Origin of the sequence: Gardnerella washingtoni (assembly GCF_049262705.1) — a bacterium.
Lineage (GTDB): Bacteria > Actinomycetota > Actinomycetes > Actinomycetales > Bifidobacteriaceae > Bifidobacterium > Bifidobacterium vaginale_D.
This window is the reverse complement of the sequence record NZ_CP058398.1, coordinates 295,635-320,683: the sequence shown is the minus strand read 5'-3', so window position 1 is coordinate 320,683 and position 25,049 is coordinate 295,635. Positions and strand designations below refer to the sequence as shown.

The following is a 25,049-nucleotide window of genomic DNA, read 5'->3' as shown; positions in this document are numbered from 1 at the left end:
GAGACAATGAAACGTCCGTTTTTTGCTGTACTTGGCGGCATGGGAACTCTTGCAACAGAAAGCTATATTCGTTTACTGAACAAAGAAACACATGCGCATAATGATCAAGAATTTTTAGACTATGTAGTATTTAATGACGCTTCTGTGCCAGATAGAACAGCATATATTATTGGCAAATCAGCAGAGAACCCATTCCCTGTTCTTGCGGATGACATAGCTAAAGCAACAGCAATGGGGGCTGCTTTTATTGTACTTACGTGCAATACTGCACACTACTTTTATGACCAATTCCAAGCGCTTACTACTGTGCCGATTATGCATATGCCACGTGGTGCTGTAGCTGAAGTTGCTCAACGTTACCCAAAGTCTCAATGCAATCGTATTGGATTCCTAGGTACTGCAGGATCACGTAAAGCAGGCGTGTACCAACGCGCTATTGAAGAAGCAGGATACACGTTTGTAGCACCGGACGATAATTTACAAAATCGTATTACTTCACTTATTTATGACGACGTAAAAGGCACAGGAGACCTTGACTTGCACCGTTACGAATCGGTATTAAGCGAAATGCTCGACCCTGTAGGAAGCTTCCATTGTGACGCACTTATTTTGGGATGCACAGAGTTGAGCGTACTGAACGAAGCTTTCCCACTTCCACAAATTCCGCTAGTCGATGCGCAAGCAGTACTAGTAAAGAATACTGTAGAGAAAGCTCAATCTTTGCGTAAGTGAGTTAATAAACAAGTAACGTGACTCAGTAGCAAATTGCCCCTTTGATTATTTACATTCATAATCTTGGGGGCAATTCTTGTGGAGAATTTCAAATTGGGGCAATGCTTTGAATAGATGAACTATTTATTGCACTGTGTGATTTACAGACTTGTTTTCATTTACAGATTCGTCAATATTCGGATAAATTGCGTCGCGCTGATCTTTTGGTTTTTGTAAGTCCGGATTCACATGTTCAACAAGCATGGTGCGAGCGTCTCCTGCCGTAACAAAGCTACCACAAATAAGCACACCATGACCATAACCCACGCCAAGTTCATCGTCTTCATCAACCAGATTTACAGCCGTCTGAATAGCATCTGGAAGCTCATCGACACGAATCACGCGATCCCTACCAAATACGCCTACAGCAATCTTCTCAAGATCTTCTGGATCCATCACACGGTCGCGCCAAGAATTACGAGTCACAATAATCTTCGTCAAAATAGGCTCGAGCACACCCAAGTATTCTTCAACCTGCTTATCTGCCATCATTGCAACAACGCCAATAAGCTGCTCAAAATGATAGTTTTCTTCAATAGTTTCACGAAGAGACTCAGCAGCATTCACATTATGACCACCGTCAACAATAATCGTCGGCGAAGTACGAACCTGCTCAATACGACCCGGAACCTTAACCTGACTTAAAGCTTCCGCAACTAAATCACCGTCCAAAGCACCATTTATAGGAAGCACAACCTCTGCAGCAGCAAGCGCCGCCAAAGCATTATGCGCTTGATGTTTACCAAACTTATCAATTGGCACATCCTCATAAGTACCAAGAGGCGTGCGCAAAGTAACAACCTGGCCACCAACTGCAGGAGTACGAGACACAACTTCAAGCTCGCCGTCACCATAAGAAGAATCGCGCAATAATGTAGCATGATTACGCTCAGCAACTTCCTTAATAATCGGCAAAACTTCATCTTCATGTGGTTGAGGACCTAAAATTACAGTGCAATTTGGCTTAATAATGCCAGCTTTTGTGCGAGCAATCTCCTCAACAGTGTTTCCAAGCCACTGCATGTGGTCCATATCCACAGGCCCAATAATTGCAGCATCAGCATTCATAACATTCGTAGCATCCCATTCGCCACCCATGCCAACTTCCATAACAGCAACGTCAACAGGAGCATCCACAAAAGCCCAAATCGCCATGGCCGTAAGCACTTCAAAAAAGCTCATTTTTGGCTTACCGTCAGCTTCCATGCGAGCATCAACCATGTCGATAATATCTTTCATTTGATCCCAAACGTCAATAAAATCGTCATCGCTGATTTCTTGGCCGTCAATCATAATACGCTCATTTATGCGCTCTAAATGCGGAGAGGTATAAAGCCCCGTGCGCAAACCGTATGCTCGGCACAACGACTCAGCCATGCGAGCAGTAGAACCCTTGCCATTCGTGCCAGTAATATGAATAACGTGCATAGACTTTTCAGGATGCCCAAGAATATCGAGAATTAAGCGCATCCTGTCTAGATCGAGATTAGTTTTATTATGCTCAGGAGCGCGGCTCATAATATTGCGCTCAATATCAATAATTCGCTCATTGTTACGATTTGGATGTTCCATAGACATAACTACACTCCCCTTTTATGACGCTCGCTTACTCATTTCCCAACTATCTAGATTAGTTGATACCAACAACACACGCACACATGAATATACTGTGACAATATTCACATCATTCAAGCAAAAACAACTTGCTTTGTAAATTACATATAAAATCTTGCGCTTTCACCATGAAAAACTCGCATAAAATAGCAAATAAGACTATGTTAGTTTATATTGTCTCATGTATTGACTTTTTGCATGCGAAAAGAAGAGTTAAGGAGTCTCATAATGGCAGAATATACGCCAACAGAGCATGGCGAAGAATTAAAAGCTGATGGAACACAAAAAGCAGAAGATCGAGTAAATAATCGTTCTCTTCGTCCAAATAGTAATTCTTTTAAAGATTTTATGACAAGCAGCTGGGATAATCAGGAACCGGAAGTTAAACCACTTGAGTCCAGCAAGTACATTCCAGCTCGCTTAGAAGCTCTTAGCAAACGTTTCCCAGGCGAACGCTTAGTTATTCCTGCAGGACAACCAAAAGTACGCAATAACGACTGCGATTACGCCTTCCGTCCAGACACTACTTTCGCTTACTACACTGGATTAGGTCAAGATTATGAAGCTGGTGCAGTACTTGTTATGGAACCTGTAAGCGAAGACAGTGAGGAAGCTAAAGCTGGCAAAAATCATATTCCAGAGCTTTTTGTGGCTCCACGTGCAGATAACAGCACTGCAGCTTTCTATAAGGATCCTCACTACGGCGAATACTGGGTTGGTCCACGCGCAGGCTTAAAAGAGCTTAAAGCCATGACCGGCATTGAAACGCGCGATATTGCAGAACTTGACGATGCTATTTCCAAGAATGTAAGCGACGACGCAAATGGCGAAGGCGTTCGCGTTCGAATTATTCGAGAAACCGACCCGGAGCTTACCGCAAAAGTTGAAACAATGCGCGAAGCAAGCGGATTTACAGACGAAGACGCAAACACTTCTGCTGATGACAAGCTGCACGAATTCGCTGCAGAAGCACGTATGCTTAAAGATGATTACGAAATTCGAGAAATGCGCAAAGCCATAACTGCAACAAAGCTTGGTTTTGACCGCATGCTTACGAGATTGCCTCAAGCGCTTGGAAAAGAACATTCCGAACGCATGATTGAGGGTGCTTTTAATTCTGTTGCTCGCGAAGAAGGCAACGAAGTCGGTTACGACACCATTGTTGCTTCTGGCAAGCACGCTCCAATTTTGCATTGGATGCGCAACACTGGTGTGGTTTCTAGCGGCGATTTGTTGCTTATTGATGCTGGCGTTGAAGTTAACAGCCTCTATACTGCTGACATTACACGTACTTTCCCAACAAACGGCAAATTTACTGACTTGCAAAAGAAGCTTTACCAGTGCGTTCTTGACGCTCAACAAGCTGGTTTTGAGGCCGCTAAACCAGGTGCCACCTACTCCGATATTCACCATGCTTGCATGCGCGTATTAGCTGAACACTTGCATGAATGGGGAATTTTGAAAGTAAGCGTTGAAGAATCACTTTCACCAGAAGGCCAGCAACATCGCCGCTGGCACGCTTGCGGCGTAGCTCACCATCTTGGCTTAGACGTACACGACTGCGCTCAAGCACGCTACGAGTCTTATCAAGGTGCAAAAATTACTCCAGGCATGATCTTTACAATTGAGCCAGGATTGTATTTTGCAGCTAACGATTTAATGTTGCCGGAAGAAATGCGCGGAATTGGAATTCGTATTGAAGACGATGTTCTGATGACTGAAAACGGTCCAGAATGGCTTTCTATTGACATTCCAAAGCAAATCGATGACGTAGAAGCATGGATGGCTGAGCAAGCTGGCAAAAACGACATTTTTAACCATTAAAATAATTACACAATAGAAAATATGCTACTCATGCAATCAGTGTCCTATTAGTGGAATCTGATAGTTTGCATGTTTAAGTAGTGCTTATGGTGCGTTCTCGTAAAACGTAACACGCATTATGCATGTTACTTATCGCAAGGGCGCACCATAATTGTTTATATAGCAATTTTATAAGCAAAATTTGCACGAAATGCTTTTATCAAGTTAGTAGCTCGTGTATTACGTTAGGCACGCACTACTTGCTGCACTGGCGCGCGCGAAAGGAATGTTATGTCTAAGCCAATTGTTCTTTCACTCGGCGAACTTTTATGGGATTTACTTCCACACGGAAAACGTGTTGGCGGAGCGCCAGCAAATTTTGCATATCATGCACAGTGCCACGGAGCACAAAGTTGCATGATTAGTGCTGTTGGTCAAGACCAACTCGGCGATGAGCTGATTGACAAAGTGAACAAAGCTGGAATCACTTCAATTATTCAACGCAACGCGTGGCCAACAAGCACTGTGGAAGTAACGCTAAAAAAGGGAATACCAGAGTACACTATTCTGCGAAATATAGCATGGGATCATATTCTTTACACTCGAGAACTCATTGATTTAGTAGAACGAGCAGATGCGGTATGCTTTGGCACTCTAAGCTTACGTTCTCAAGAAACTCACGACACAATTTTACAATTGTTAAAGCATACTAAGCCTGGAGCAATGAAGTTCTTCGACATAAACATTCGAAGCGACCATTACTCTAAGGATCTTATTGACACATTACTTCAAGAAGCCACAGTATTTAAGCTTAACGATTCGGAACTATTCTTATTGCGCGATATGTTCAATATTCGCGACACTTCAGACGAGGAAGCTTGCAAGTGGTTCCAAGCTCGTTACGGACTAGATTATGTGATTCTTACAGGCGGCTCTACTTTTAGTACGATTACTACTAGCACCGGAGAAAGCTCTACTATACCAACGCCACACGTTGAAGTTCTTGACACAGTTGGTGCTGGGGACTCGTTCTCAGGAACATTCGCAGCACATATTCTTAAAGGCGAAAGCTTGCAAGAGGCGCATCGAGCAGCCGTTAATACCGCTGCATTCGTATGCACTCAAGAAGGAGCATGGCCTAAGTATCCAAAGCAAATACCGGATTATTTAGCAAAAGCCGGAAAATAAAAATAAAATAAAAAATAAAATTTAACTCATAAAATCAATAACGCCACTCCATAAACTATGAAGTGGCGTTATTTAGTTCGTGGGGCCTCAGGGGCTTGAACCCTGGACCGACGGATTATGAGTCCGCTGCTCTAACCGACTGAGCTAAAGCCCCACGCTAACAAAGTTAGCAACGACTAGATTAGCACATACCCATAAACGTCGCCAACTCAGTGAGTCGAATTTTTAAGCTTGCTTAGAATTACTGAGCTTGAAATCCCAATGATTTCAAGCTCGGTCAAAACCCAAACAAACAAAAACAAAACCCACCACAAAACCACACCAACCAAAATCTGCCTCCGTCAATAACGACGGAGGCAGACCTCGCTTGCGTTGAAAGCACACCGTGCTTTCAACCTGAGCAAGCTCGACGCTCTGAAGGAGCTTGAAATCCCAATGATTTCAAGCTCGGTCAAAACCCAAACAAACAAAAACAAAACCCACCACAAAACCACACCAACCAAAATCTGCCTCCGTCAATAACGACGGAGGCAGACCTCGCTTGCGTTGAAAGCACACCGTGCTTTCAACCTGAGCAAGCTCGACGCTCTGAAGGAGCTTGAAATCCCAATGATTTCAAGCTCGGTCAGAGCGTCCAGATGCGAAGTTATCAAGAGCACCAGTTGCTCGCAGCGCTAAGTACACAAACCACACAAGTACGCCAGAAAGCAAGAAACCACTTATAAGCTCCGTAATCATATGAATCGTAATATATGCAGGAGTCTTAGCCTGATACTTAGTAAACGTCAAGAACACACCATATTCAAGCGCTACAAGCAAACCAGAAATAATGCTCAAAGTAAGATTAAACTTACGCAAGCGGAAAATTAAGAACGGAATCTCTGCAAACACACCCTGCATCAATGCCGCAACAATTGTGCTATTAAACGAAAATGGTGAACCAAGCAACACTTGCACAAGTGCTCCAACAACATTCACATATACAGCAGAGCCAGGCTTACGAATCAAAAGTACTGCAAGAGTACCCGATAAATACCACACACCGTGAGTAATGCTAGCAAAACCAGGAAGAACAGCGGCATTCAAAGTACGAATTAATGGAATAAATACCAAACCATATCCGCATAGAATAACACCAAAAACAGCAGCAAGAGCAGATCCTAAAGCAATATCAGCAATACGCCAGCGCATATTAGTAACAACAGAAGGCTCAGTATTAGATAGTGCATCCGCCTTATCTGTTATAGGGGTAGATGATGGTAATGAATCGTTATCAATATTAGTGTTAAAAATATCACTCATAAGAAATCCTTATCTTACTGCCACGCATTGTACATTACTGAGATAGCACTCCCTGACCTGCGCAGCCCGGGCAGAAGCACCAACGAGTAAGTCTATCACTCATGTTGAGTACAACATACGTTTTGTGATATTTGTAATATTTACGAAACTTATAACAATCTATAAAAAATACAAAGGTTATAGGTCAAAATACAACATGCAACCCGGCGGCTGTAGGTCGAAAAGTGTGTAAGAAATCATGTCTTAGGCCTTGCGATACAAGCGTTTTGCGGTAATCGAATCTATTTTCTGCACATTCGTCACACGGACAAAACTGTGTAAAAATAGGCTCATAACCCTTATGACAGTAAGGCTTGCGATATATCGAATGTGGGCTATTTCGTATGCTAAGCAACGTTCAAAGTAGGTATTAGCTGAATATTTAACAATAAATCGTCAAACTCTGTTACTAATGCAGATTACGTACTGCGCGAATAACGCTAAATCGCAATTATTCGTTACTAACGCAGATCAGCTACTGCGTAAGTAACATATGACCGTTACTTTCTCAGATACTTGACTGCGTTTTAACAGTGCTGAGGCTATGGTTTATGCCACAGAATATTCAGCAGCTTAGCTTTACACTTTTTGCCGCTTACCCCAGCTTGCCACCGATCCACAAATAAAAAAAAACGCCGCTGAAAAATCAACGGCGTAACAACTTGTACCCCCTAAGAGAGTCGAACTCTTGTTGTCAGATTGAAAGTCTGGTGTCCTAACCGTTAGACGAAGGGGGCTTCGAACCAAACCATATGATAATAACACTCTAAACAACGAAGTGCAACTCACGGCGTGTCGAGATTAAGTACAACTTAATTGCGTGTGTGTTTGTAGGATTAGCTTTATTTTTTCTTTCGATGTTCTTGCGTATTGTCTATGAGTTTGTTACGCAAAGTACGTGGTTTACTAAGTGCAACTAAAGTATCGCAATTAAGCTGCGGTGGTGTGCGTAGATAGGAGTGCTTGGCGTGCGCGACGACCTGCTTTCGCGCTCAAAGCGTAGCGCGCGCGAAAGCAATTCGGAGCGCCGAGCTTGCTTAGGGTTGAAAGCACAGTGTGCTTTCAACGCAAGCGAGGTCTGCCTTCGTCTCGATTGACGAAGGCAGGGCAGGTTAGTGTGGCTGTGCTTTAGAAACTAGGTTGTGACTAGTGTGCGCTGACGACCTGCCTGAGCGCTGCGATTTAGCGCGCGAAAGCAATTCGGAGCGCCGAGCTTGCTTAGGGTTGAAAGCACAGTGTGCTTTCAACGCAAGCGAGGTCTGCCTTCGTCTCGATTGACGAAGGCAGGGCAGGTTAGTGTGGCTGTGCTTTAGAAACTAGGTTGTGACTAGTGTGCGCTGACGACCTGCCTGAGCGCTGCGATTTAGCGCGCGAAAGCAATTCGGAGCGCCGAGCTTGCTTAGGGTTGAAAGCACAGTGTGCTTTCAACGCAAGCGAGGTCTGCCTTCGTCTCGATTGACGAAGGCAGGGCAGGTTAGTGTGGCTGTGCTTTAGAAACTAGGTTGTGACTAGTGTGCGCTGACGACCTGCCTGAGCGCTGCGATTTAGCGCGCGAAAGCAATTCGGAGCGCCGAGCTTGCTCAGAGTTGAAAGCAAAGTGTGCTTTCAACGCAAGCGAGGTCTGCCTTCGTCTCGATTGACGAAGGCAAGGCAGATTAGTGTGGATGTACTTTAGAAACTAGGTTGTGACTAGTGTGCGCTGACGACCTGCTTGAGCGCAGCACAGCGCGCGCGAAAGCAACTCGGAGCGGAAAGTCGCTTAAGTTGGAAGTCCAGTGGACTTCCAACGCGAGTTTCGTAGCGAGCGCGTTACCCACGCGAGCGTGTCTTCGCAGCGCGAATGCTAGTGTTCACTAATCAACAGAAAAATCGATGTCTGCAGAGCATTATTGTGTTATGTAAGTAAAGTCGTGAATAGTGCGACCAGCATCCAAACCTTTGCGCTCAAAATTCGTAAGAACACGACCGGCAAAACGCTCAGATTCGCTAAAATCTGCGTGTGGAAGAGTTGCTGCAGTATCGGCTGTACCTTTTCCAACGTGCTCAGTTGGAAGGCTTACTTTTAATTCACCAATATTTGCAAAATCTTTACGAGAATCCATAATCTCGTGAACATGCAAAGCATAATCCTCAATATCTGTAGCAATGCGCCACACGCCCTCTTTACGCAATGCATGGTGGATTTCAGAAGCAAGCTCTGGCTGCACGATACGACGCTTATGGTGGCGCATTTTAGGCCATGGATCCGGGAAGAAAGTCCAAACCTCTTCTAAAACTCCTAAATCGCATGCAGCAAAGAAATCAGGAGCGTTAATTTGCGCAATACGAAGATTAGTTAAACCTTGCTTTCCAGCAAGAAGCATGGTGTGAGCAACGCCTGGATCATAAACTTCAAGCGCCAAGAAATTAGTTTCTGGCAAACGTTCAGCTGCAGCAACAATGTTTTCGCCCTGTCCGGAACCAATTTCAACAATAAGCGGATTATCATTGCCCCAATTATCTTTGATCCAATCAGGCGTAATGAACAAATTTTCGCGCAATCTAAAGGAGCCAGGAGCTTGAGTAACGTCTAGTAGGTACTGACTTGCATAACGCTCCTGAGCGTGCTGTAAACGCGCATCTAAGCGTCCAGAACGACGCACAAACGACAATACAGTGCGTTGTTTGGCTTGCATAGTGTTTTCGTTTTCATTTTCACTGCTCATGAGATTACTTTCGTTATTTGGACTACATGCCTTTAGTTTACATTCGCATGATTTTAGTCATACTTGTATGCATCGTTTTTATGCTACCAAAAAGTATAAAAAAGCAGCGAAAGTTATTCAACAAACGCTGCTTAATTAAACTTTATTGACGAATATAATCTTTAGGAGAATAAATCGCGAGCAGCACTACCGTTCGGAGCATCCTCTACTTTAATATTTACTTGAGCTGGACTCAGTAAAAAGACGCGAGGAGTTACACGTTCAATAGAGCCGCGCACGCCAAATACTACACCTGCTGAGAAATCAACAATACGATACGCCACAGATTCAGTTACACCAGTCAAATTCAGAACTACCGGTACGCCATCACGCAAAGCGCGACCAACCATCTGCGCATCATCATAAGACTTCGGATGAATAGTAGTAATACGACTCATGCGATTAATATTCGACCGCGCAGAAACGTTACCAGCTCGCGAGTCATCATTACGCTGCGACACAGCAGGAGTTACCGAACGATCATTGTCAAACGATGTTTCTGGAACATCAGCTTCAACATAATCATCATCTTCTGGAACGTCCGCCATACCTACATATGACATCACATTCTTCATAAATCCAGCCATGAAGTAACCCTCCCCTCGTGACGCTTAACGCAGAAAATCAGGAATATCTAGTTCATCCGGTTCAGATGCAGATTGCTGAATAGGAGCTGCAGTAGATGTATATTGCTGACTCATGGCAGAATCAAACATTGAAGGCACAGCAGCAGGTTGTTCAACTACTTGCGGAGCAGTTTGATGTTCTTCCTTCACGGTTGAAGTAGACTGCGCTGGAGCAACATGCTTAACATCAGCTTGCATGTCTACAAACTGACCAGCTTTAGCAGATGTATCATCAACCTTAGGATGGGAATCAAAACCTGCAGCAATAACAGTTACGCGCACTTCATCACCATAAGAATCATCCAACGAAAGACCCCAAATAATTTGAGCCTCCGGATGAATAGCCTTACGAACGAGTTCAGTTGCAGCAGAAGCTTCCTGAAGTTTCAAATCGTTTGGACCTGCAATATTAATCAAAGCACCATGAGCACCCTCAATACTTTCCTCAAGCAATGGGGAACTAATAGCAATTTCAGCTGCCTGCGTAGCACGATCCTCGCCTTTTGCAGCACCAATACCGAAAAGCGCGGTACCTGCACCACGAAGAACAGCAGTAACATCAGAAAAATCAACATGAATATAAGAATTCATGGTAATCAAATCTGTAATGCCTTGAACACCCGCAAGTAATGCTGTATCTGCAGTCTTAAAAGCTTCAATAATTCCAATAGTACGATCAGAAATTTCCAACAAACGATCGTTTGGAATCACAATCAACGCATCAACTTCTTTACGAAGATTCTCAATGCCAAGTTTAGCTGACGCAGCACGCTGCGGACCTTCAAAACCAAATGGTCGCGTAACCACTGCAATAGTTAAAGCCCCTTGCTGATGTGCAGCACGAGCCACAATCGGGCTTGCACCTGTACCGGTTCCACCACCTTCACCACAGGTCACAAACACCATATCAGCACCCTTAAGTGCCTCCTCGATGTCTGACTGATGATCCTGCGCAGCTTTAGCACCCTTCTCAGGGTCTGCACCAGCGCCTAATCCTCGACTTGAAGCATCAGACAATGAAATCTTTACATCAGCATCAGAACGCAGCAAATCTTTAGCGTCAGTATTAATGGCCACAAATTCTACATTCTGTAGACCCTCGCTGATCATCCGATTGACAGCGTTACCGCCGGCACCACCAACGCCGACTACCTTGATGATAGTTTTGTCATTGAAATTGTCAGTCTGGGCAATCTCGCTCACCGTTGTCTCCTGTCACTCACGCACGTTTACACCATATTTTAGCGCAAAACGCTCGATACTGACGACGTTTTAACAATAAACTGAAAAAATGTCACTGCTTTGATAATACACCGGGCTATATGCAAATAAAGATGGCGCGCAATTTTCTTCGCAGATTCACTAAATATTCACCATGCAAAAATAGTAAAAAGCTTAGAAAAACTTAGTAACTAGCATCCATCGGGTCGTCACCAAACAAAACTTCGCGCTCCTCATGACTAGTAGTACGCGAATCTAACCAACCGTATGGTAAATGAACTTTCTTAGCAAAACGTACACGTCCGCGCGGCGTGTCTAAGATTTGTTCTGGCAGATGAAGAGAACCATCAAGCATGTCAAGATTGCGCTGAACATCCTCAACGGACTCACACTCCATAAACGCTTTACGCGTGCCTCCACCGACAGGGAAACCCTTCAAATACCATGCAACATGCTTACGTAAATCATGAACAGCCATACGCTCATCGCCATCATAAAACTCAACTAAAAGCTTCAAGTGACGCAAAATCACAGAACCAACTTCTGCCAAGGTAGGATTCACGCGACTACTACTACCTTCACAAGCGCTACGAATATCTGCAAATAACCACGGTCTACCCTGGCATCCGCGACCAATAGCAACGCCAGCACAACCTGTTTCTTTAAACATTGCGAGCGCATCATTCGCACCCCAAATATCACCGTTACCAAAAACTGGAATATGAAGCGCTTCTACAAGCTCAGCAATACGCTGCCAATCTGAATGACCACCGTAATATTCTGCAGTTGTGCGGGCATGCAAAGTCACAGCCGCACACCCTTCCTCCTGAGCAATATGTCCAGCTTCCATAAACGTTTCGTGACTCTCGTCGATACCAACACGGAATTTAGCTGTAACAGGGATTCCTGCTGGCTCGCAAACGGAAACAACGCGATGCAAAATTTCTTGTAACAAATCAGTTTTCCAAGGAAGAGCAGAGCCTCCTCCGCGTCGCGTCACTTTTGGCACTGGGCAGCCGAAGTTTAAGTCAACGTGATCAGCCATGTTTTCGTCAACAACAATTCGAGCAGCTTGTTCAACAATAGAAGGATTTACACCATAAAGTTGCAAAGAGCGCACTTTTTCGCTAGGTGCAAAACGGCATAAACGCAAGGCTTTTGGATTTCTTGCGACTAATGCTCGTGCAGTAATCATTTCTGCCACATACAACCCATCTGGACCATATTCACGGCAGATTACGCGGAAAGGCCAGTTAGTAATACCGGCCATTGGAGAAAGGACAACAGGAGTAGCAATATGAACTTTCCCTAAATCTACTGGTTTTATAGAAAAATTCATATTGCTTTAACTCCGTTCACTTTAGTAATAATTTTGCTTATTAATGCTTAAGCGACATTTACGCGATACTTAAGCTACACTCAAACGCGTATTAGTACAATCCGCCAGCAGTAGCGATTTGTACAGGCTGAGATTCATCCTCTCCTGCCTCTTTTGTAATATCCGTAGCGCCATCTGCAGCACGAGTACCAACGATTTCAACAGGACCTTGCGGATATTTAACGCGCTTTTCGTTAATGCGGCTAGCAACGTAATCTGCAACTTTGTTGATAGAAACACGTTCCTGCTGCATAGTATCGCGCTCGCGGATTGTAACAGCATGGTCTTCCAAAGTATCGAAGTCAACTGTTACGCACAAAGGAGTACCAATTTCGTCTTCACGGCGATAGCGACGACCAATAGCACCAGCTTCGTCGTAATCGATAACCCAATCATGCTGACGCAAATCCGCAGCCAAATCTTGAGCAACAGCTTGCAATTCTGGCTTCTTGCTCAAAGGCAAAACAGCAGCCTTAACAGGAGCCAAACGAGGGTCAAGTCGAAGAACGGTACGCTTATCAACGCCGCCCTTAGTGTTTGGAGCTTCATCAACGTCGTAAGCATCAACCAAAAATGCCATAAGCGAACGCGTAAGACCAGCCGCAGGCTCAATAACGTAAGGAATGTACTTTTCACCAGTAGCCTGGTTGAAGTAGCTCAAATCCTCGCCGGAATGCTTAGCGTGAGCAGACAAATCGTAGTCAGTACGGTTTGCAATACCCTCAAGCTCTCCCCAATCCGAACCTTGGAAGCCGAATTTGTATTCAATATCGACAGTGCGCTTGGAATAGTGGCTGAGCTTCTCCTTAGGATGCTCGTACATGCGCAAGTTTTCTGGTTTCACACCCAAATCCACATACCAGCGAACGCGAGTGTCAATCCAATACTGGTGCCAAGCTTCGTCGGTTCCAGGTTCAACGAAGAACTCCATTTCCATCTGCTCGAACTCACGAGTTCGGAAGATGAAGTTTCCAGGCGTAATTTCGTTGCGGAACGACTTACCAATATTGGCAATACCAAAAGGCGGCTTTTGACGAGTAGAAGTCATAACGTTCTTAAAGTCAACGAAAATGCCCTGAGCTGTTTCTGGGCGCAAATAGTGCAAGCTGTTTTCGTCTTCAACAGGTCCTAAATGCGTGCGAAGCATCATGTTGAAGTCACGAGGCTCAGTCCAGTTTCCGCGAGTTCCGCAATCTGGGCAAGCAATATCTTTTAAGCCGTTTTCTGGCATTTTGTCGCCATGCTTTTCAGCATAAGACTCTTCCAACTTATCTGCACGATGACGCTTATGGCAATTCAAGCACTCAATCAAAGGATCGTTAAACACGGAAACGTGGCCGGAAGCAACCCAAACTTGAGAAGGCAAAATAACGGAAGTATCCACGCCAACAACATCGCCGCGCGTGGTTACCATGTAGCGCCACCATTCGCGCTTGATATTATCTTTCAACGCAACACCGAGCGGACCATAATCCCACGCAGAACGCGTACCACCGTAAATTTCGCCGGCTGGGAACACAAATCCTCGACGCTTAGCCAAGGAGACGACTTCATCAAGCTTTGAAACAGCCACAATACACCTTTTCGTAAAACTAGAAAATTCGGGTGAAAACGTTGCTATTATAGAAAAACCCTGTGACGCTTGTAAAATTAGTAAAGTAACTGTTACAGTAACGCAAATTTATAGGTTTGTTGACGCATTATTTGTCGTTGCATTGTTTTTGCTAAATTTGCGTAAGATTACGATTTTAAAGGAATTGTTACTATGAGTGAGAATAATAGCGCGAATACAAACGACTATGCGAACGAGCACAAAACTAACACTGTTGCTGCGTTATGCATTGCTCCAAGCGGAGTTGGTGACGAGTTAAGCGAGTACGTGGCGGATGCTGTACAAGTAATTCGTAATTCCGGGTTAAAGAACGAAACTAACGCAATGTTTACGAATATTGAGGGCGAATTTGATGACGTTATGCGTGTAGTAAAAGATGCTACGATGGCTTTAGTCAACAAAGGATACCGCACTGGAGTACTCTTAAAGTTAGATATTCGCCCTGGTTTTAGCAATCAAATTGACGCAAAAAGTGCGCTTGTAGATAAGATTCTCGACGAACGCAAAAACAACGAAGATTAAGCGTTTTTGACGCCACCAAATCTGCGGTCGCGATGCGCATAACGGTCGATTGATCTCCACAGCGCTTCGCGGCCGTAATCCGGGAAGAGCTCTGGCACAAAATCAAGCTCCGCGTAGGATGCTTGCCACGGCAAAAAGTTGCTCGTGCGCTGCTCGCCGGAAGTGCGAATCACCAAATCGCAATCTGGAATATCTGGATTGTATAAATGATCCGCAATCATTTTTTCACTTACGCGATCGCCTTTAATTTTGCCGTCGCGAACTTCTTTTGCAATTTGCGCACACGCATCCGCAATTTCTGCACGACCGCCGTAATTTATGCAAAAAACAACGTCAATAGTTTTATTATTTTTGGTGATTTCTTGCGCTTTTTCTAACTCGTCAATAACAGACTTCCACAAACGTGGGCGACGACCTGCCCAGCGAACGCGCACTCCCCACTCGTTCATTTGCGCAACTCGCCTATGGATAATATCCCTAGAAAATCCCATTAAAAATCGCACTTCTTGCGGAGATCGTTTCCAATTTTCGGTAGAAAAAGTGTACAAGCTTAAGTAGCGAACTCCTGCTTCTATAGCTCCTGCAATAACGTCAAAAACTACTGGTTCTGCGGCTTTGTGACCTTCGGTCCGAATCATTCCTCGCGTTTTTGCCCAACGACCATTGCCGTCCATAATCACACCGATATGACGAGGAACTTTACCCTTAGGAAAATCTGGTATACGAGAAGGGTCACTAAAAGGAGCCGCTGGAATATCAAGCGACGTATAATCTACATTTTCAAAAGCCATACTTACGAATGTAACAACCCCATCGAACGAATTGGACGTTCCAGATAATATTCAACCCATTGTTGAATACAACACACGGTAGAATTGTCAATCGACGTACCGTCTACTACAGACCAATTCCCTTGTGCAAGCGCACATAGTTGCAATCGCGTTTCATGAGAGCAAATAATTGACTCAGGAGTGTGATCACTTGCACACATAACACCACCGGCAGTAGGTGAAAAGTAGCATAAGTCTTCGGTCTTTCCACAAACAACACAAGCTGTTAAACGCGGCGACCATCCAGCTAACGATAATGCACGCAATACATACGACATACCAATAGCAACCGGCGCATGCTTATGGTGAGACAATGAAGATAAAGCAGCAATAAGTAAACGATACTGCCCGGAGGTATCTTGATATTCAGGAATATATTCGTCAAGATATTCGTGAGAAACTAAGGCATCCGCAACTTCCAGCATGACGTTAGCGTATTCGTACGACACATAATCAGCACAAATTTCACCAGCATACGCAGTAATAGAAACAGCCTGAGATACAACATCCAAAGACTTTCCTTGCGCCAAAAGCACGTCAACGCGCATAAGAGGCTCAAGACGACCACCAAAACGCGACTTAAGGCGACGAACACCCTTAGCAACAGCACGAACTTTACCATGCTGCTTCGTTAGCAACACCACAATTCTATCTGCCTCACCTAGAGGAAAGGCGCGAAGAACCACAGCTTCATCACGGTATAATGGCATGAATCAAACTAAGCTCATTTGCGTATACAAGCGCAATATTTACTCATGATCAGTATCGTTTGCATCCTTAGCACTATGTGTATCATCATCAAAAACATTGGACTCATCAATATGACCAATAATCGGGAAAGAAAGATCTGGAATGTCCAAATTTAACGGTTTGCTTGGAGCCAAGTGCGTAATCGGCATCTGCTGCACTGGATGCGTGCGCTGGGTTGGCGCCGCAGGAGGGAATGACGGAACAGCAGTAGACGTATGTGCAGCAGGCGCTGGATTATCATGGCGAGTTGCTGCAGGCGTAAACGAAGGAGGCACTGGCGCAGAAGAAGTTGAATTATGCATTACAGTAGCACTTTGCAAAAGCTCATCATTACTATCAGTATCATCAATATTTGAAGAATTGCTTACTGCTACATGAGGCGTAAAAATCGCACGCTCAGATTGATGCAATGATTCAAATGAATCATCAGCACGTTGATGGTCATAATCTACAGGAGCAAAAATACTCTGCTTGTCGTGATTTGGCACTTGAGGAGGAACCACAGGAATATTCGTTAAATGAGGAACACTATCCGCAGCCACAGTCTCATCGACGATATCTTCAACTACTGAAGATGCAGGAATATGCGAAGAAGCAGTCTGCACCGAAGGAGCAAACGATGGCGCAGCTGAAACAGGAGCAGGAGTTGCTGAAGCCTCAGAAGCTGCTGGAGCAGGAGTAGAAACAACAGGTTGAACTACAGGCATAACTGAAACTGAAGTAGGTGCCGACGTATGTGCAAGAGCAGGAGCAGACGTAATTGGCGACGCAACGTGCGAGTATGCATCACGTTTATCTGTATCAACATACTGCGCTACCCTACCAAAAGATTCCAAACTACTCAGTAAGCGAATGCATGCATTCAAATAATAATCAACCTGACGCTCATCATAACCACGCTTGCCTGTTCGCTGCGTAAAAATTACATTAGAAACATAGGAAGCATCAATAGCAGCTAATGTTGTTTCATCAGTTTCCCACTCAATTTCGTGATCAAGCATCACTGCAATTTTATCGAGCGCTTGATCAACCATAATGTCAACTTGCTTACGAGCATAAGATGGTCGATGCGGTGCACCACCTTCAAAACGATTACGATAATCACGCTGCGCATGCTGTAAAAGCTTCTTATACAAAGCATCAGCACGCGCTTTCCACACGACTCTGCCGCATTGTGCAAGTTCTCGTGCAGTACACTTATCAACAACAGCACGCTCTAAACGAGATAAAGCCGCGTCAACTTGACCAATAATGTAACCATTGCGCTCTAAATCAAAAGAAACATCCTGAATGTCTTGCTGTGTGAGTCGATCATCGTCACTTTCATACAACGTATGCGCACGCTCTAGAAAAGCATTCACCTGTGCGACGTTATATCCTAACTTACGCTTACCAACACGCTCCATTCCTGAAGCATTACGAGCGGTATCAGGTTTTTGAGCCATCGAATATCGACCTCCTGAGCACATGTTCTTATTCAATATACTGTACGCGATTGTTGCGACGCGCGCCACACGTTGCATTCGTACATACCTTCATGTATGTTTTTACTTTGTTGCGAACGGGCGATTAGCTCAGCTGGCTAGAGCGCCACCTTTACACGGTGGATGTCGGGGGTTCGAGTCCCTCATCGCCCACTTTCTATTCGATTTGATTCATTTATTTAGGTTCGCTTATTTTGTATTCGCTTATTTAGATTCTCTTATTTGTATTCGCTTATTTTGCATTTGCATTTTTTGCACTACAAGTTGGCAATGAGCGTACATTGTGACCAGAACCAATAGTTCTCAATGCTGTATAAGCCTCATCAAGCGTGCTTACACGCACTACTCGTAATCCTTGCGGCACATGCCCTACTACTTCGTCACAATTATCTTGGGGAGCTAAAAACCAAGTAGCACCATCGCGTTGAGCTGCAATCATTTTTAGACGAATACCGCCGATAGCACCAATTTTTTGTGATTTTTCAATAGTTCCTGTGCCAGCTACAACCTTACCGCCTGTTTCATTTTCGGGAGTAAGTTTATCAAGAATACCCAACGCATACATCATTCCTGCAGAAGGACCACCAATATCCTCAATATGCAAACGAACTTTTACTCCATCAGTATGGATGCCCAGCTTCTTAGCCGCATACTGCAATGCTACACGTTGAGCTACATTCTGCGAATCATTCATCTCACGTACTGATGCCTGCTCATAGTCATCTGCACTTTGACCAACTGGCACCACTGCTTCACGTGGCACCACTTTCCATTGAGGATTAAACCAAGATAGCAATGCGTAAAAAGTTGGAATTTCGCAACTAACACCTAAAGTAGTAACAGTCAGCATTAATAATTTGCCAGTATCGTGGTGTTCTTTCACGCGCGAACCAGACATGTCTATTACGGGGATTTTCGACACTGAAGTTAACACATCCTGTGTAGGTCCCGGTTGTTCAACAACGTAAGCACTCGGAGACAGTAATGCAACTAATGCTACGAATACTGTAAAACATCCAGCATAATAGCGTAAAGAGTGCAAACTCGTGTGCGTAGCTACTTTGCGCAACAGTGTGAAAAAACGTTGAACGCATGCGCGAAATAATTGAGGCAATGTAAACCTAGACATGCTTGTATCATGACACAAGCCCTCTATAGTTTTCTTATACGACTTAACACAAAACTGTACAATCGAGTAGAATATACTGTATTACTGTATTGTATTGAGCGGTACGCGAATTTGCGCGTAACGAGTGCGTTGCACGTAGCATAAAGGATGACCTCATGAACGATGATGCAATTCACCAATGGCTTATTGAATGCTTTGGGCCAGTACAAGGCGAAGAAGCATGGAAACAGCTTGAGCAGCTTCCTTTTGAGCTGCGTGAACAGATTCTCAATCAAAATCCAGGCAAGCTTCCTAAACCAGACGAAGTTCGCAGCATGATGCAAGCTTTTAGCGCAGGCGGTCTCAATAATCCAAGCGAAATGGAAGCAACGCTTGAAGAGGGACCAATTAATCGCAAATTAGCGCAGTCTATTGCATTACAACACGCGACCGGTGATCAAGGTAAAGTAAACGCCGAAGTCGCTGACTCTGCTCGCCGCGCACTAAGTCAAGCAAATTTGTGGCTAGATATCACTTGCAAATTCAATCCTGCTCCAGGAACTCCTGCCGTACTGTCTCGAGCAGATTGGGTAGAAGGAACCTTGGAAGCATGGGTAAAATTCGCTAATCCGGTAGCAAATTCAGTAAACAAAGCACTGAGTTCCGTTATTGAAGAACGATTCCATGATGTGGACGACGCAGAAGTAAAAGGAATATTTGCTGGCGTTGTGCCAATTCCAATGCCAGAAGGAATGAATAATCCAGCACAATTAATGAAGCTGCTCGGTAACACTTCCTTTGCTATGCAATTAGGACAAGCTGCTGGTGCGTTATCTCACGAAGTTCATGGCAGTTTTGATCAAGGACTTGCTTTACTACAAAATCCAGCCGGTGGATTAATTCCATACAATTGCATTGAATACGCAAAAGTGTGGGAGCTGGATATGAGTGAAGTTATGAACTATTTGGCACTACGTGAGTCTGCTCATGCAAGATTATTCGCAGCTGTACCATGGCTTATGCCACGATTTGAGGCACTGATTATTAAATATGCAAACGGCATCAATATTGATTTAGAAGCTATGGAAGATCAGCTTCGAGATATAGAAACAATGAATCCGGAAACTATTTCTGGTGCCGTAAACTTATCTAATATTGGCAGCAACGATTCCGAAGAACAGCGTCAAGCATTACATAGTTTGGAAACGTTACTTGCACTTGTTGAAGGTTGGGTTGATTGCGTTACATGGCAGGCAGGCATGGCTCATATTGAGCATATTGAACAACTTCGTGAAATGATGCGTCGTGAACGAGCTGCAGGAGGACCGGCAGAAGTAACCTTTGAGTCGCTACTTGGCTTACATCTACGCCCTCGTCGTATGCGTGAAGCTGCGCAATTATGGGAAAAATTGACTCGTGAACATGGTGTTGAAGAGCGAGATAACTTATGGAGCCACCCAGATTTGCTGCCAACACTACCTGACGATACTGATCAACAGAACAAACTTACAAATTCACATAATCAGCAGACTACAAATGGCACTGAACCAAACAGTAAGCCTGCAGAATCTTCCGAAAATTCTTCTGCAGATTTGCACACTAGTGCAAGCAACACAGAACATAGCAACAAGAACGCGAACAGCGGAAGTGATACAGCAGTTACGAACAGCAAAAGTTCCAGTAAGTTTGCTGATGATTACTCAAGTGGAAATGATTGGGATGCTGATCTTAGTAGACTGCTTGAGGAAGATGCGCGCCAAAAGAACCAAAACAACAACTCTGACGACAATCCTAGTGATGCTGACAACACCGATGCTGACAACACCGATGCTGACAACACTGATGCTGACAACACTGATGCTGACAACACTGATGCTGACAACGAAGGGCCTTCTGGCAATAAAGAGGATTCTGGCGACAACAATTCAGCTGAATAATCAACTTCACCTTATAAAACAGTATTATTTGTTCATACTGCAGTCACACAACTGCAGTATGAACAAATAAACAGTGTTGAACATTATTTTCGCAACAGCAATCTGCAACATCAATATGAGACACTGCTTCAACAAGTTGTTGCAAAAAGGTTATCATTTAAGCCAAAAAACGGCTCGGCACACGATTCATACCCATGCCATTTTCTTTACGTAATGCATACGAAAGATGTAAGGTTTTTTCTGCTCGAGTTACAGCAACGTACATAAGTCTACGCTCTTCTTCTATATCTTCGTCTGTAAAAGCAGAACCGAATGGTATAAGACCTTCTGCGCAACCAATAACATAAACATGAGAAAATTCGAGACCTTTCACTGCGTGAATTGTGGAAACGGTAACCGTTGAAATATCAACAATATTCGAGGTACCATTACCATTTGCTGCAAGTGAATGTTGCACATCTTCTAGCACGTTACGCTGCCAACCTACGTCTCTTCTCACGCGATATGGCATTTTTGCTGCTTTTAACGCTCTACAAATAACTTGCTGCTGAGCATTAGTGCGCGTAAGTATTGCGCAATCCCCCAACTTAGCAATACCAGTTTTTACTAATTTTGCAATTTGCTCAACTACACCCAACGCTTCTTCAATATCCGTAGCAAAAACTTGCTGTGAAACACGAGTACCACCCCTAGTTAACGCCTTAACTTTTACATAATCACGCTTATAAGGCGAAGCAGCGAGCACACGATTAGCAAGCCCCACTATACGTTCAGTAGAACGATAATCCGTATTCAAACTAATGTCGGCACTTACGGGGGCAAATTCTTGCGGGAAAGTAAGCAAATAGTAGCTACTTGCGCCAGCAAATGAGTAGATAGTTTGCGCAGGATCTCCTACTACGCAAATATCACGATTTTTCCCCATCCACAATCGCAATAATTCATGTTGCAAAGGTGACACATCCTGATATTCATCGACAGTAATCCAACCAATTGATTGACGAATACGACTGGCAGCATCAGGAAAATTTCGTAAAATATGACATGCAAGAAGGAGAATATCGTTAAAATCGATACAGTTACGCGCATTTTTTTCAGTTTCGTAAGCTTCGTATAAGTCAACAAATTGTTGCGGCTCTAATCCTGCTGGAGGCATACGATGCGTTGCAGCACACACGCGAATATAATCATCTGGAGCAATCAGTGAAACTTTAGACCAATTGATTTCCGCTAAAATATCGCGAGTTTGCAATAACGTCATATCCACAAAATCTGGGTAACGTTTCATCGCGGAAGATATTATTTGCTGAGAATCGTCCATAATAGATGGAAAAGTCGCAGAACAAATTTCACTCCACACATCACGAATCTGTTGCAAAGCAGCCGCATGAAATGTTGCAACACAACCAATATTGCTAATTCCAAGCGATTCAATACGCGAGCGCATTTCAGATGCAGCTTTTACAGAAAAGGTAACAGCCAACACTCGCTCAGGATCCCACTTACCTGTAGCGCAAGCATATGCAATTCGATGTGTAATAGTTCGCGTTTTACCAGCTCCAGCGCAAGCAATAATGCGAACTGGACCTTCTACAGCGGTAGCTGCAGCACATTGCGCATTATCCAGACCATTTAAAAGCGCTTCAGGTGAAGAATTCATACTTACTATTGTTGCAGTATTCACGACGCTTGTACAATTGCAACAAAGATATGTGGATAATTTGGATAATATAATCTGTATGTTTACTGTTGAGCACTAGTAGGTAGTTCATATTTACACGTTTTTACTGCTGCATACTGTGTGTTGCTTAAGGGATGCGTCAGCTAACAATAGAATGCACAATGCTGAAATTTATTCTCAAACTTCCTCAGTAATGATCTGAAATATGAGTCAACATTGACCGACGATACGAAAACATATCTTTATCAAAAAGTAAAAACCAAAACAATAAGATAATAGATAGTAAACTGCCAACCATATCCATAACAAATTGGCGAAATTTCGGTGCTTTGTATTACTGTGGGAGTGTGACACAACTCAGTAGATTTAAGTTGGCAGCACTGGCATCTGCAGCCATGCCCGAAGTACAGTTTGCAGGAACACGCCAAAGTGAGCAGGTTAATACCACTGATACGGCAGCAGGGATTTCTCACGCAGTCGTACAAGATGTTTCTGGTCGCCTTTATGACGTTTTTATCAGTGCCGAGAGTAAGGGTCGCAAACGTTTGCACGATCGAGCACGTGCAGCATGGACATTGCAACATAGCAAAGATTTAGCAGCACTGGGATTTGCTTACGATACTATGCTTACCTTTGTTCCAGGAAAACGTGAAAATACCGAACAGAATACTGACAATGCGCAAGTTGCTAACACGCAGCAACCTATGCGTAATATGTCAAGTCTTGTTATCAACAAAGATGATGATGCTACGGTACTTATTTGCGAACACCTTGAAGGTAGCGCACGCGACTTACGTCTTCTTACTACTGAAGATTGCACTAACGTTGGTACAGCAATTGGTGCTATTCATCGTTTACATACTACTTTTGTGACACGCGGTAAATATCCTGCTTTTACAACTGGTCAAATTCGCGCGCAGCTAACCAGTTGGATTAAACGCCTTCGTCAAGCGGGACATATTCCAACAGAAATTACTGACAGCTGGTCCAGAGTCTTAGAAACCGAAGGTTTATGGTCTTTTGAAACATGTCCAGTACACGGTGGTTTCGTAGATGGCGATATTCTTTTTACTGGATCAACTATCACTGCTGTAACAAATTGGCAAAATATGCAAATTAATGATCCTGCACGCGATTTAGCTTGGATTTTTGCAAAGCTTAATGAGCAACGCAGGAATGCTGTACTTTCTGCGTATGGTCGCATGATGGGATCTCGCCTTGATAGTTTGATTATGTTACGAGCGAACTTGTGGTTGCAAATGGAACAAGTTGGCGATTTTATCCAAGCTTTACAGCGGGCTGACACCACGAGCATTATGCGGTTTAAAGCACAAGTTGAACGCTTAGCCCACGAATTAACGCGCATTAGCAATGCACAATCAGTAAAAAATGGACATCACAATAACAATCCTGCTTCCACGATTACTGTTGGTTCATTGCTTGAAAACGATAATACACAAAGTCGCCAAATTGCACACAATGGCACTGCCCATACTGTCAATACTACGAATCATACGCATAATATGACGAATACGGACACTAGTGATGAAACTCATGAACGCGACATTACTATTGAAGGCGATTCCACGCACAGTAATCGTCAAGATGTAACCAATGAGCATGAGATTACAGCAAACGATAGTACACATGAACACACAGTGCAATATACTGGCACTTACACATCAAGCGCTCATCTTGAAAAAAAGGCACAGCTTGCAGATGACACTGCAACACAGGTTATTACACATGTAACAACTCAAGCACAGCATGAGACAGCAGAAACAATTGCACAAAAAACAACAGGTATAGAGCACAATAATGGCGATACTCATACAGAATCTACAAACAATACAGACGATTCAGAACACGCGATGATAAATAACGCTTCTGAATCACAGAGTATAGCTTACACAAAGTCTGAATCCGATCACGAAGCCGAGTCAACAGTGAGCACCAACGTAGATAATGATAAACCTGAAACTGTAATTATTCCTCTACTTGAGCGTGAGGAACGTGCTATGCGTGATGCGCAAGCAGACTTACATAAGTAGGTGCCATACAATATAAGTGAAAATTATAAGTGAATAACGACATACAGTAACGAAATACAATAACGCAAAAATAAGGCAATAAGTATAACAGGAGGACACATATGCGAGTAGTGCTCGGTATAAAAAACGTTTCCGATTCAATTAATTTTGAAACCAATCAGAGCTCTGAAGAAGTTCGCAACATAATCAATGATTCCAAGGAGATGCTTGAGTTTACTGATGTAAATGGTCGCACCATTATGATCTCCTCCTCATCATTGTCTTACGCTCTCATTGGTGACACGCCAAAGCACGCAGTAGGATTCGGAGCTCTCAATTAAAAAAGACAACAGCTTAATTCCCGGCATTTGTTGCCAATATTGCTGTTTGTGGAAACATTTGCCGGAAT

At 43.8% G+C, this 25,049-nt stretch carries 20 protein-coding genes and 3 tRNA genes; 8 read left to right on the top strand and 15 right to left on the bottom strand.

Annotated features, from left to right (window positions below; genetic code table 11):
* The first annotated feature begins 6 nt into the window (after nt 1–6).
* A complete protein-coding gene (locus tag HXT28_RS01025; protein WP_016637751.1) occupies nt 7–732 on the top strand; it encodes an aspartate/glutamate racemase family protein in 726 nt (241 codons plus the stop codon).
* Nucleotides 733–855: 123 nt separating this feature from the next.
* Here the strand turns inward: HXT28_RS01025 and HXT28_RS01020 are convergent, their stop codons facing one another.
* A complete protein-coding gene (locus tag HXT28_RS01020; RefSeq protein WP_422113514.1) occupies nt 856–2,349 on the bottom strand; it encodes a bifunctional folylpolyglutamate synthase/dihydrofolate synthase in 1,494 nt (497 codons plus the stop codon).
* Nucleotides 2,350–2,613: 264 nt separating this feature from the next.
* Here HXT28_RS01020 and HXT28_RS01015 point away from each other — a divergent pair, with 264 nt between their 5' ends.
* Together HXT28_RS01015 and HXT28_RS01010 are read left to right on the top strand one after the other, a co-directional pair.
* Nucleotides 2,614–4,209, top strand: coding sequence for an aminopeptidase P family protein (locus HXT28_RS01015; RefSeq protein ID WP_422113513.1), 1,596 nt, complete (start codon nt 2,614–2,616; stop codon nt 4,207–4,209).
* A gap of 270 nt (nt 4,210–4,479) precedes the next feature.
* Entirely contained in the window at nt 4,480–5,376 is an 897-nt protein-coding gene (locus HXT28_RS01010) for a carbohydrate kinase family protein (protein ID WP_016637748.1), read from the top strand.
* A gap of 80 nt (nt 5,377–5,456) precedes the next feature.
* Here the strand turns inward: HXT28_RS01010 and HXT28_RS01005 are convergent.
* From HXT28_RS01005 to HXT28_RS00965, 9 genes are all read right to left on the bottom strand, one after another.
* Nucleotides 5,457–5,530, bottom strand: a tRNA-Ile gene (locus HXT28_RS01005).
* A gap of 461 nt (nt 5,531–5,991) precedes the next feature.
* A complete protein-coding gene (locus HXT28_RS01000) occupies nt 5,992–6,678 on the bottom strand; it encodes an ECF transporter S component (RefSeq protein WP_016637747.1) in 687 nt (228 codons plus the stop codon).
* A 704-nt stretch (nt 6,679–7,382) separates the two neighbouring features.
* Nucleotides 7,383–7,454: transfer RNA gene (locus HXT28_RS00995), tRNA-Glu, on the bottom strand.
* Nucleotides 7,455–8,010: 556 nt separating this feature from the next.
* Nucleotides 8,011–8,190, bottom strand: coding sequence for a hypothetical protein (locus HXT28_RS00990; protein WP_422113678.1), 180 nt, complete (start codon nt 8,188–8,190; stop codon nt 8,011–8,013).
* A gap of 413 nt (nt 8,191–8,603) precedes the next feature.
* The gene (gene trmB / locus HXT28_RS00985; RefSeq protein WP_016636941.1) at nt 8,604–9,422 is read right to left on the bottom strand and encodes a tRNA (guanosine(46)-N7)-methyltransferase TrmB; all 819 of its coding nucleotides are present in this window, start codon (nt 9,420–9,422) and stop codon (nt 8,604–8,606) included.
* A gap of 161 nt (nt 9,423–9,583) precedes the next feature.
* On the bottom strand, nt 9,584–10,048 hold the full coding sequence (locus HXT28_RS00980) for a cell division protein SepF (protein ID WP_016636942.1): 465 nt from the start codon (nt 10,046–10,048) through the stop codon (nt 9,584–9,586).
* A 24-nt stretch (nt 10,049–10,072) separates the two neighbouring features.
* Nucleotides 10,073–11,290, bottom strand: coding sequence for a cell division protein FtsZ (ftsZ, locus tag HXT28_RS00975; protein ID WP_422113512.1), 1,218 nt, complete (start codon nt 11,288–11,290; stop codon nt 10,073–10,075).
* 202 nt (nt 11,291–11,492) lie between these two features.
* Entirely contained in the window at nt 11,493–12,647 is a 1,155-nt protein-coding gene (gene dusB / locus HXT28_RS00970; protein WP_016636944.1) for a tRNA dihydrouridine synthase DusB, read from the bottom strand.
* Nucleotides 12,648–12,738: 91 nt separating this feature from the next.
* The gene (locus HXT28_RS00965; RefSeq protein ID WP_016636945.1) at nt 12,739–14,259 is read right to left on the bottom strand and encodes a glycine--tRNA ligase; all 1,521 of its coding nucleotides are present in this window, start codon (nt 14,257–14,259) and stop codon (nt 12,739–12,741) included.
* Nucleotides 14,260–14,451: 192 nt separating this feature from the next.
* On the opposite strand from HXT28_RS00965, the gene HXT28_RS00960 reads away from it, so the two are divergent.
* On the top strand, nt 14,452–14,820 hold the full coding sequence (locus tag HXT28_RS00960) for an MTH1187 family thiamine-binding protein (protein ID WP_016636946.1): 369 nt from the start codon (nt 14,452–14,454) through the stop codon (nt 14,818–14,820).
* Here HXT28_RS00960 and HXT28_RS00955 read toward each other — a convergent pair.
* From HXT28_RS00955 to HXT28_RS00945, 3 genes are read right to left on the bottom strand one after another with little or no spacing between them, the layout of a single operon-like run.
* Complete coding sequence (locus tag HXT28_RS00955) at nt 14,817–15,611, bottom strand: isoprenyl transferase (protein WP_016636947.1); 795 nt, start codon at nt 15,609–15,611, stop codon at nt 14,817–14,819. The two genes, HXT28_RS00960 and HXT28_RS00955, sit on opposite strands and share 4 nt — an antisense overlap.
* Nucleotides 15,612–15,613: 2 nt before the next feature.
* Nucleotides 15,614–16,360 carry a DNA repair protein RecO gene (recO, locus tag HXT28_RS00950; RefSeq protein WP_016636948.1) on the bottom strand — a complete coding sequence of 249 codons (747 nt, stop codon included), beginning with the start codon at nt 16,358–16,360 and terminating at the stop codon, nt 15,614–15,616.
* A gap of 39 nt (nt 16,361–16,399) precedes the next feature.
* The gene (locus HXT28_RS00945; protein WP_016636949.1) at nt 16,400–17,845 is read right to left on the bottom strand and encodes a DivIVA domain-containing protein; all 1,446 of its coding nucleotides are present in this window, start codon (nt 17,843–17,845) and stop codon (nt 16,400–16,402) included.
* Nucleotides 17,846–17,963: 118 nt separating this feature from the next.
* On the opposite strand from HXT28_RS00945, the gene HXT28_RS00940 reads away from it, so the two are divergent.
* Nucleotides 17,964–18,037, top strand: a tRNA-Val gene (locus HXT28_RS00940).
* Between the two features lie 79 nt (nt 18,038–18,116).
* Here the strand turns inward: HXT28_RS00940 and HXT28_RS00935 are convergent.
* Nucleotides 18,117–19,013, bottom strand: a complete 897-nt coding sequence (locus tag HXT28_RS00935) for a YlbL family protein (protein ID WP_050567768.1) — start codon at nt 19,011–19,013, stop codon at nt 18,117–18,119.
* Between the two features lie 155 nt (nt 19,014–19,168).
* On the opposite strand from HXT28_RS00935, the gene HXT28_RS00930 reads away from it, so the two are divergent.
* The gene (locus tag HXT28_RS00930) at nt 19,169–20,929 is read left to right on the top strand and encodes a zinc-dependent metalloprotease (protein WP_422113511.1); all 1,761 of its coding nucleotides are present in this window, start codon (nt 19,169–19,171) and stop codon (nt 20,927–20,929) included.
* A gap of 157 nt (nt 20,930–21,086) precedes the next feature.
* Here HXT28_RS00930 and HXT28_RS00925 read toward each other — a convergent pair whose 3' ends face one another.
* The gene (locus HXT28_RS00925) at nt 21,087–22,589 is read right to left on the bottom strand and encodes an ATP-dependent helicase (RefSeq protein ID WP_422113510.1); all 1,503 of its coding nucleotides are present in this window, start codon (nt 22,587–22,589) and stop codon (nt 21,087–21,089) included.
* 416 nt (nt 22,590–23,005) lie between these two features.
* Here HXT28_RS00925 and HXT28_RS00920 point away from each other — a divergent pair, with 416 nt between their 5' ends.
* Both HXT28_RS00920 and HXT28_RS00915 read left to right on the top strand, forming a co-directional pair.
* Nucleotides 23,006–24,661 carry a phosphotransferase gene (locus tag HXT28_RS00920; RefSeq protein WP_422113677.1) on the top strand — a complete coding sequence of 552 codons (1,656 nt, stop codon included), beginning with the start codon at nt 23,006–23,008 and terminating at the stop codon, nt 24,659–24,661.
* Between the two features lie 101 nt (nt 24,662–24,762).
* The gene (locus HXT28_RS00915) at nt 24,763–24,981 is read left to right on the top strand and encodes a DUF3107 domain-containing protein (protein ID WP_016636954.1); all 219 of its coding nucleotides are present in this window, start codon (nt 24,763–24,765) and stop codon (nt 24,979–24,981) included.
* Nucleotides 24,982–25,049 lie beyond the last annotated feature (68 nt).

Excerpts from the sequence above, each read along its gene's own strand:
- HXT28_RS01025 (WP_016637751.1), top strand. The coding sequence starts at position 7 with ATGAAACGTCCGTTTTTTGCTGTACTTGGCGGCATGGGAACTCTTGCA.
- HXT28_RS01020 (WP_422113514.1), bottom strand. The coding sequence starts at position 2,349 with ATGTCTATGGAACATCCAAATCGTAACAATGAGCGAATTATTGATATT.
- HXT28_RS01015 (WP_422113513.1), top strand. The coding sequence starts at position 2,614 with ATGGCAGAATATACGCCAACAGAGCATGGCGAAGAATTAAAAGCTGAT.
- HXT28_RS01010 (WP_016637748.1), top strand. The coding sequence starts at position 4,480 with ATGTCTAAGCCAATTGTTCTTTCACTCGGCGAACTTTTATGGGATTTA.
- HXT28_RS01000 (WP_016637747.1), bottom strand. The coding sequence starts at position 6,678 with ATGAGTGATATTTTTAACACTAATATTGATAACGATTCATTACCATCA.
- trmB (WP_016636941.1), bottom strand. The coding sequence starts at position 9,422 with ATGAGCAGTGAAAATGAAAACGAAAACACTATGCAAGCCAAACAACGC.
- HXT28_RS00980 (WP_016636942.1), bottom strand. The coding sequence starts at position 10,048 with ATGGCTGGATTTATGAAGAATGTGATGTCATATGTAGGTATGGCGGAC.
- dusB (WP_016636944.1), bottom strand. The coding sequence starts at position 12,647 with ATGAATTTTTCTATAAAACCAGTAGATTTAGGGAAAGTTCATATTGCT.
- HXT28_RS00960 (WP_016636946.1), top strand. The coding sequence starts at position 14,452 with ATGAGTGAGAATAATAGCGCGAATACAAACGACTATGCGAACGAGCAC.
- HXT28_RS00955 (WP_016636947.1), bottom strand. The coding sequence starts at position 15,611 with ATGGCTTTTGAAAATGTAGATTATACGTCGCTTGATATTCCAGCGGCT.
- recO (WP_016636948.1), bottom strand. The coding sequence starts at position 16,360 with ATGCCATTATACCGTGATGAAGCTGTGGTTCTTCGCGCCTTTCCTCTA.
- HXT28_RS00945 (WP_016636949.1), bottom strand. The coding sequence starts at position 17,845 with ATGGCTCAAAAACCTGATACCGCTCGTAATGCTTCAGGAATGGAGCGT.
- HXT28_RS00935 (WP_050567768.1), bottom strand. The coding sequence starts at position 19,013 with ATGTCTAGGTTTACATTGCCTCAATTATTTCGCGCATGCGTTCAACGT.
- HXT28_RS00930 (WP_422113511.1), top strand. The coding sequence starts at position 19,169 with ATGAACGATGATGCAATTCACCAATGGCTTATTGAATGCTTTGGGCCA.
- HXT28_RS00925 (WP_422113510.1), bottom strand. The coding sequence starts at position 22,589 with ATGAATTCTTCACCTGAAGCGCTTTTAAATGGTCTGGATAATGCGCAA.
- HXT28_RS00920 (WP_422113677.1), top strand. The coding sequence starts at position 23,006 with ATGCCCGAAGTACAGTTTGCAGGAACACGCCAAAGTGAGCAGGTTAAT.
- HXT28_RS00915 (WP_016636954.1), top strand. The coding sequence starts at position 24,763 with ATGCGAGTAGTGCTCGGTATAAAAAACGTTTCCGATTCAATTAATTTT.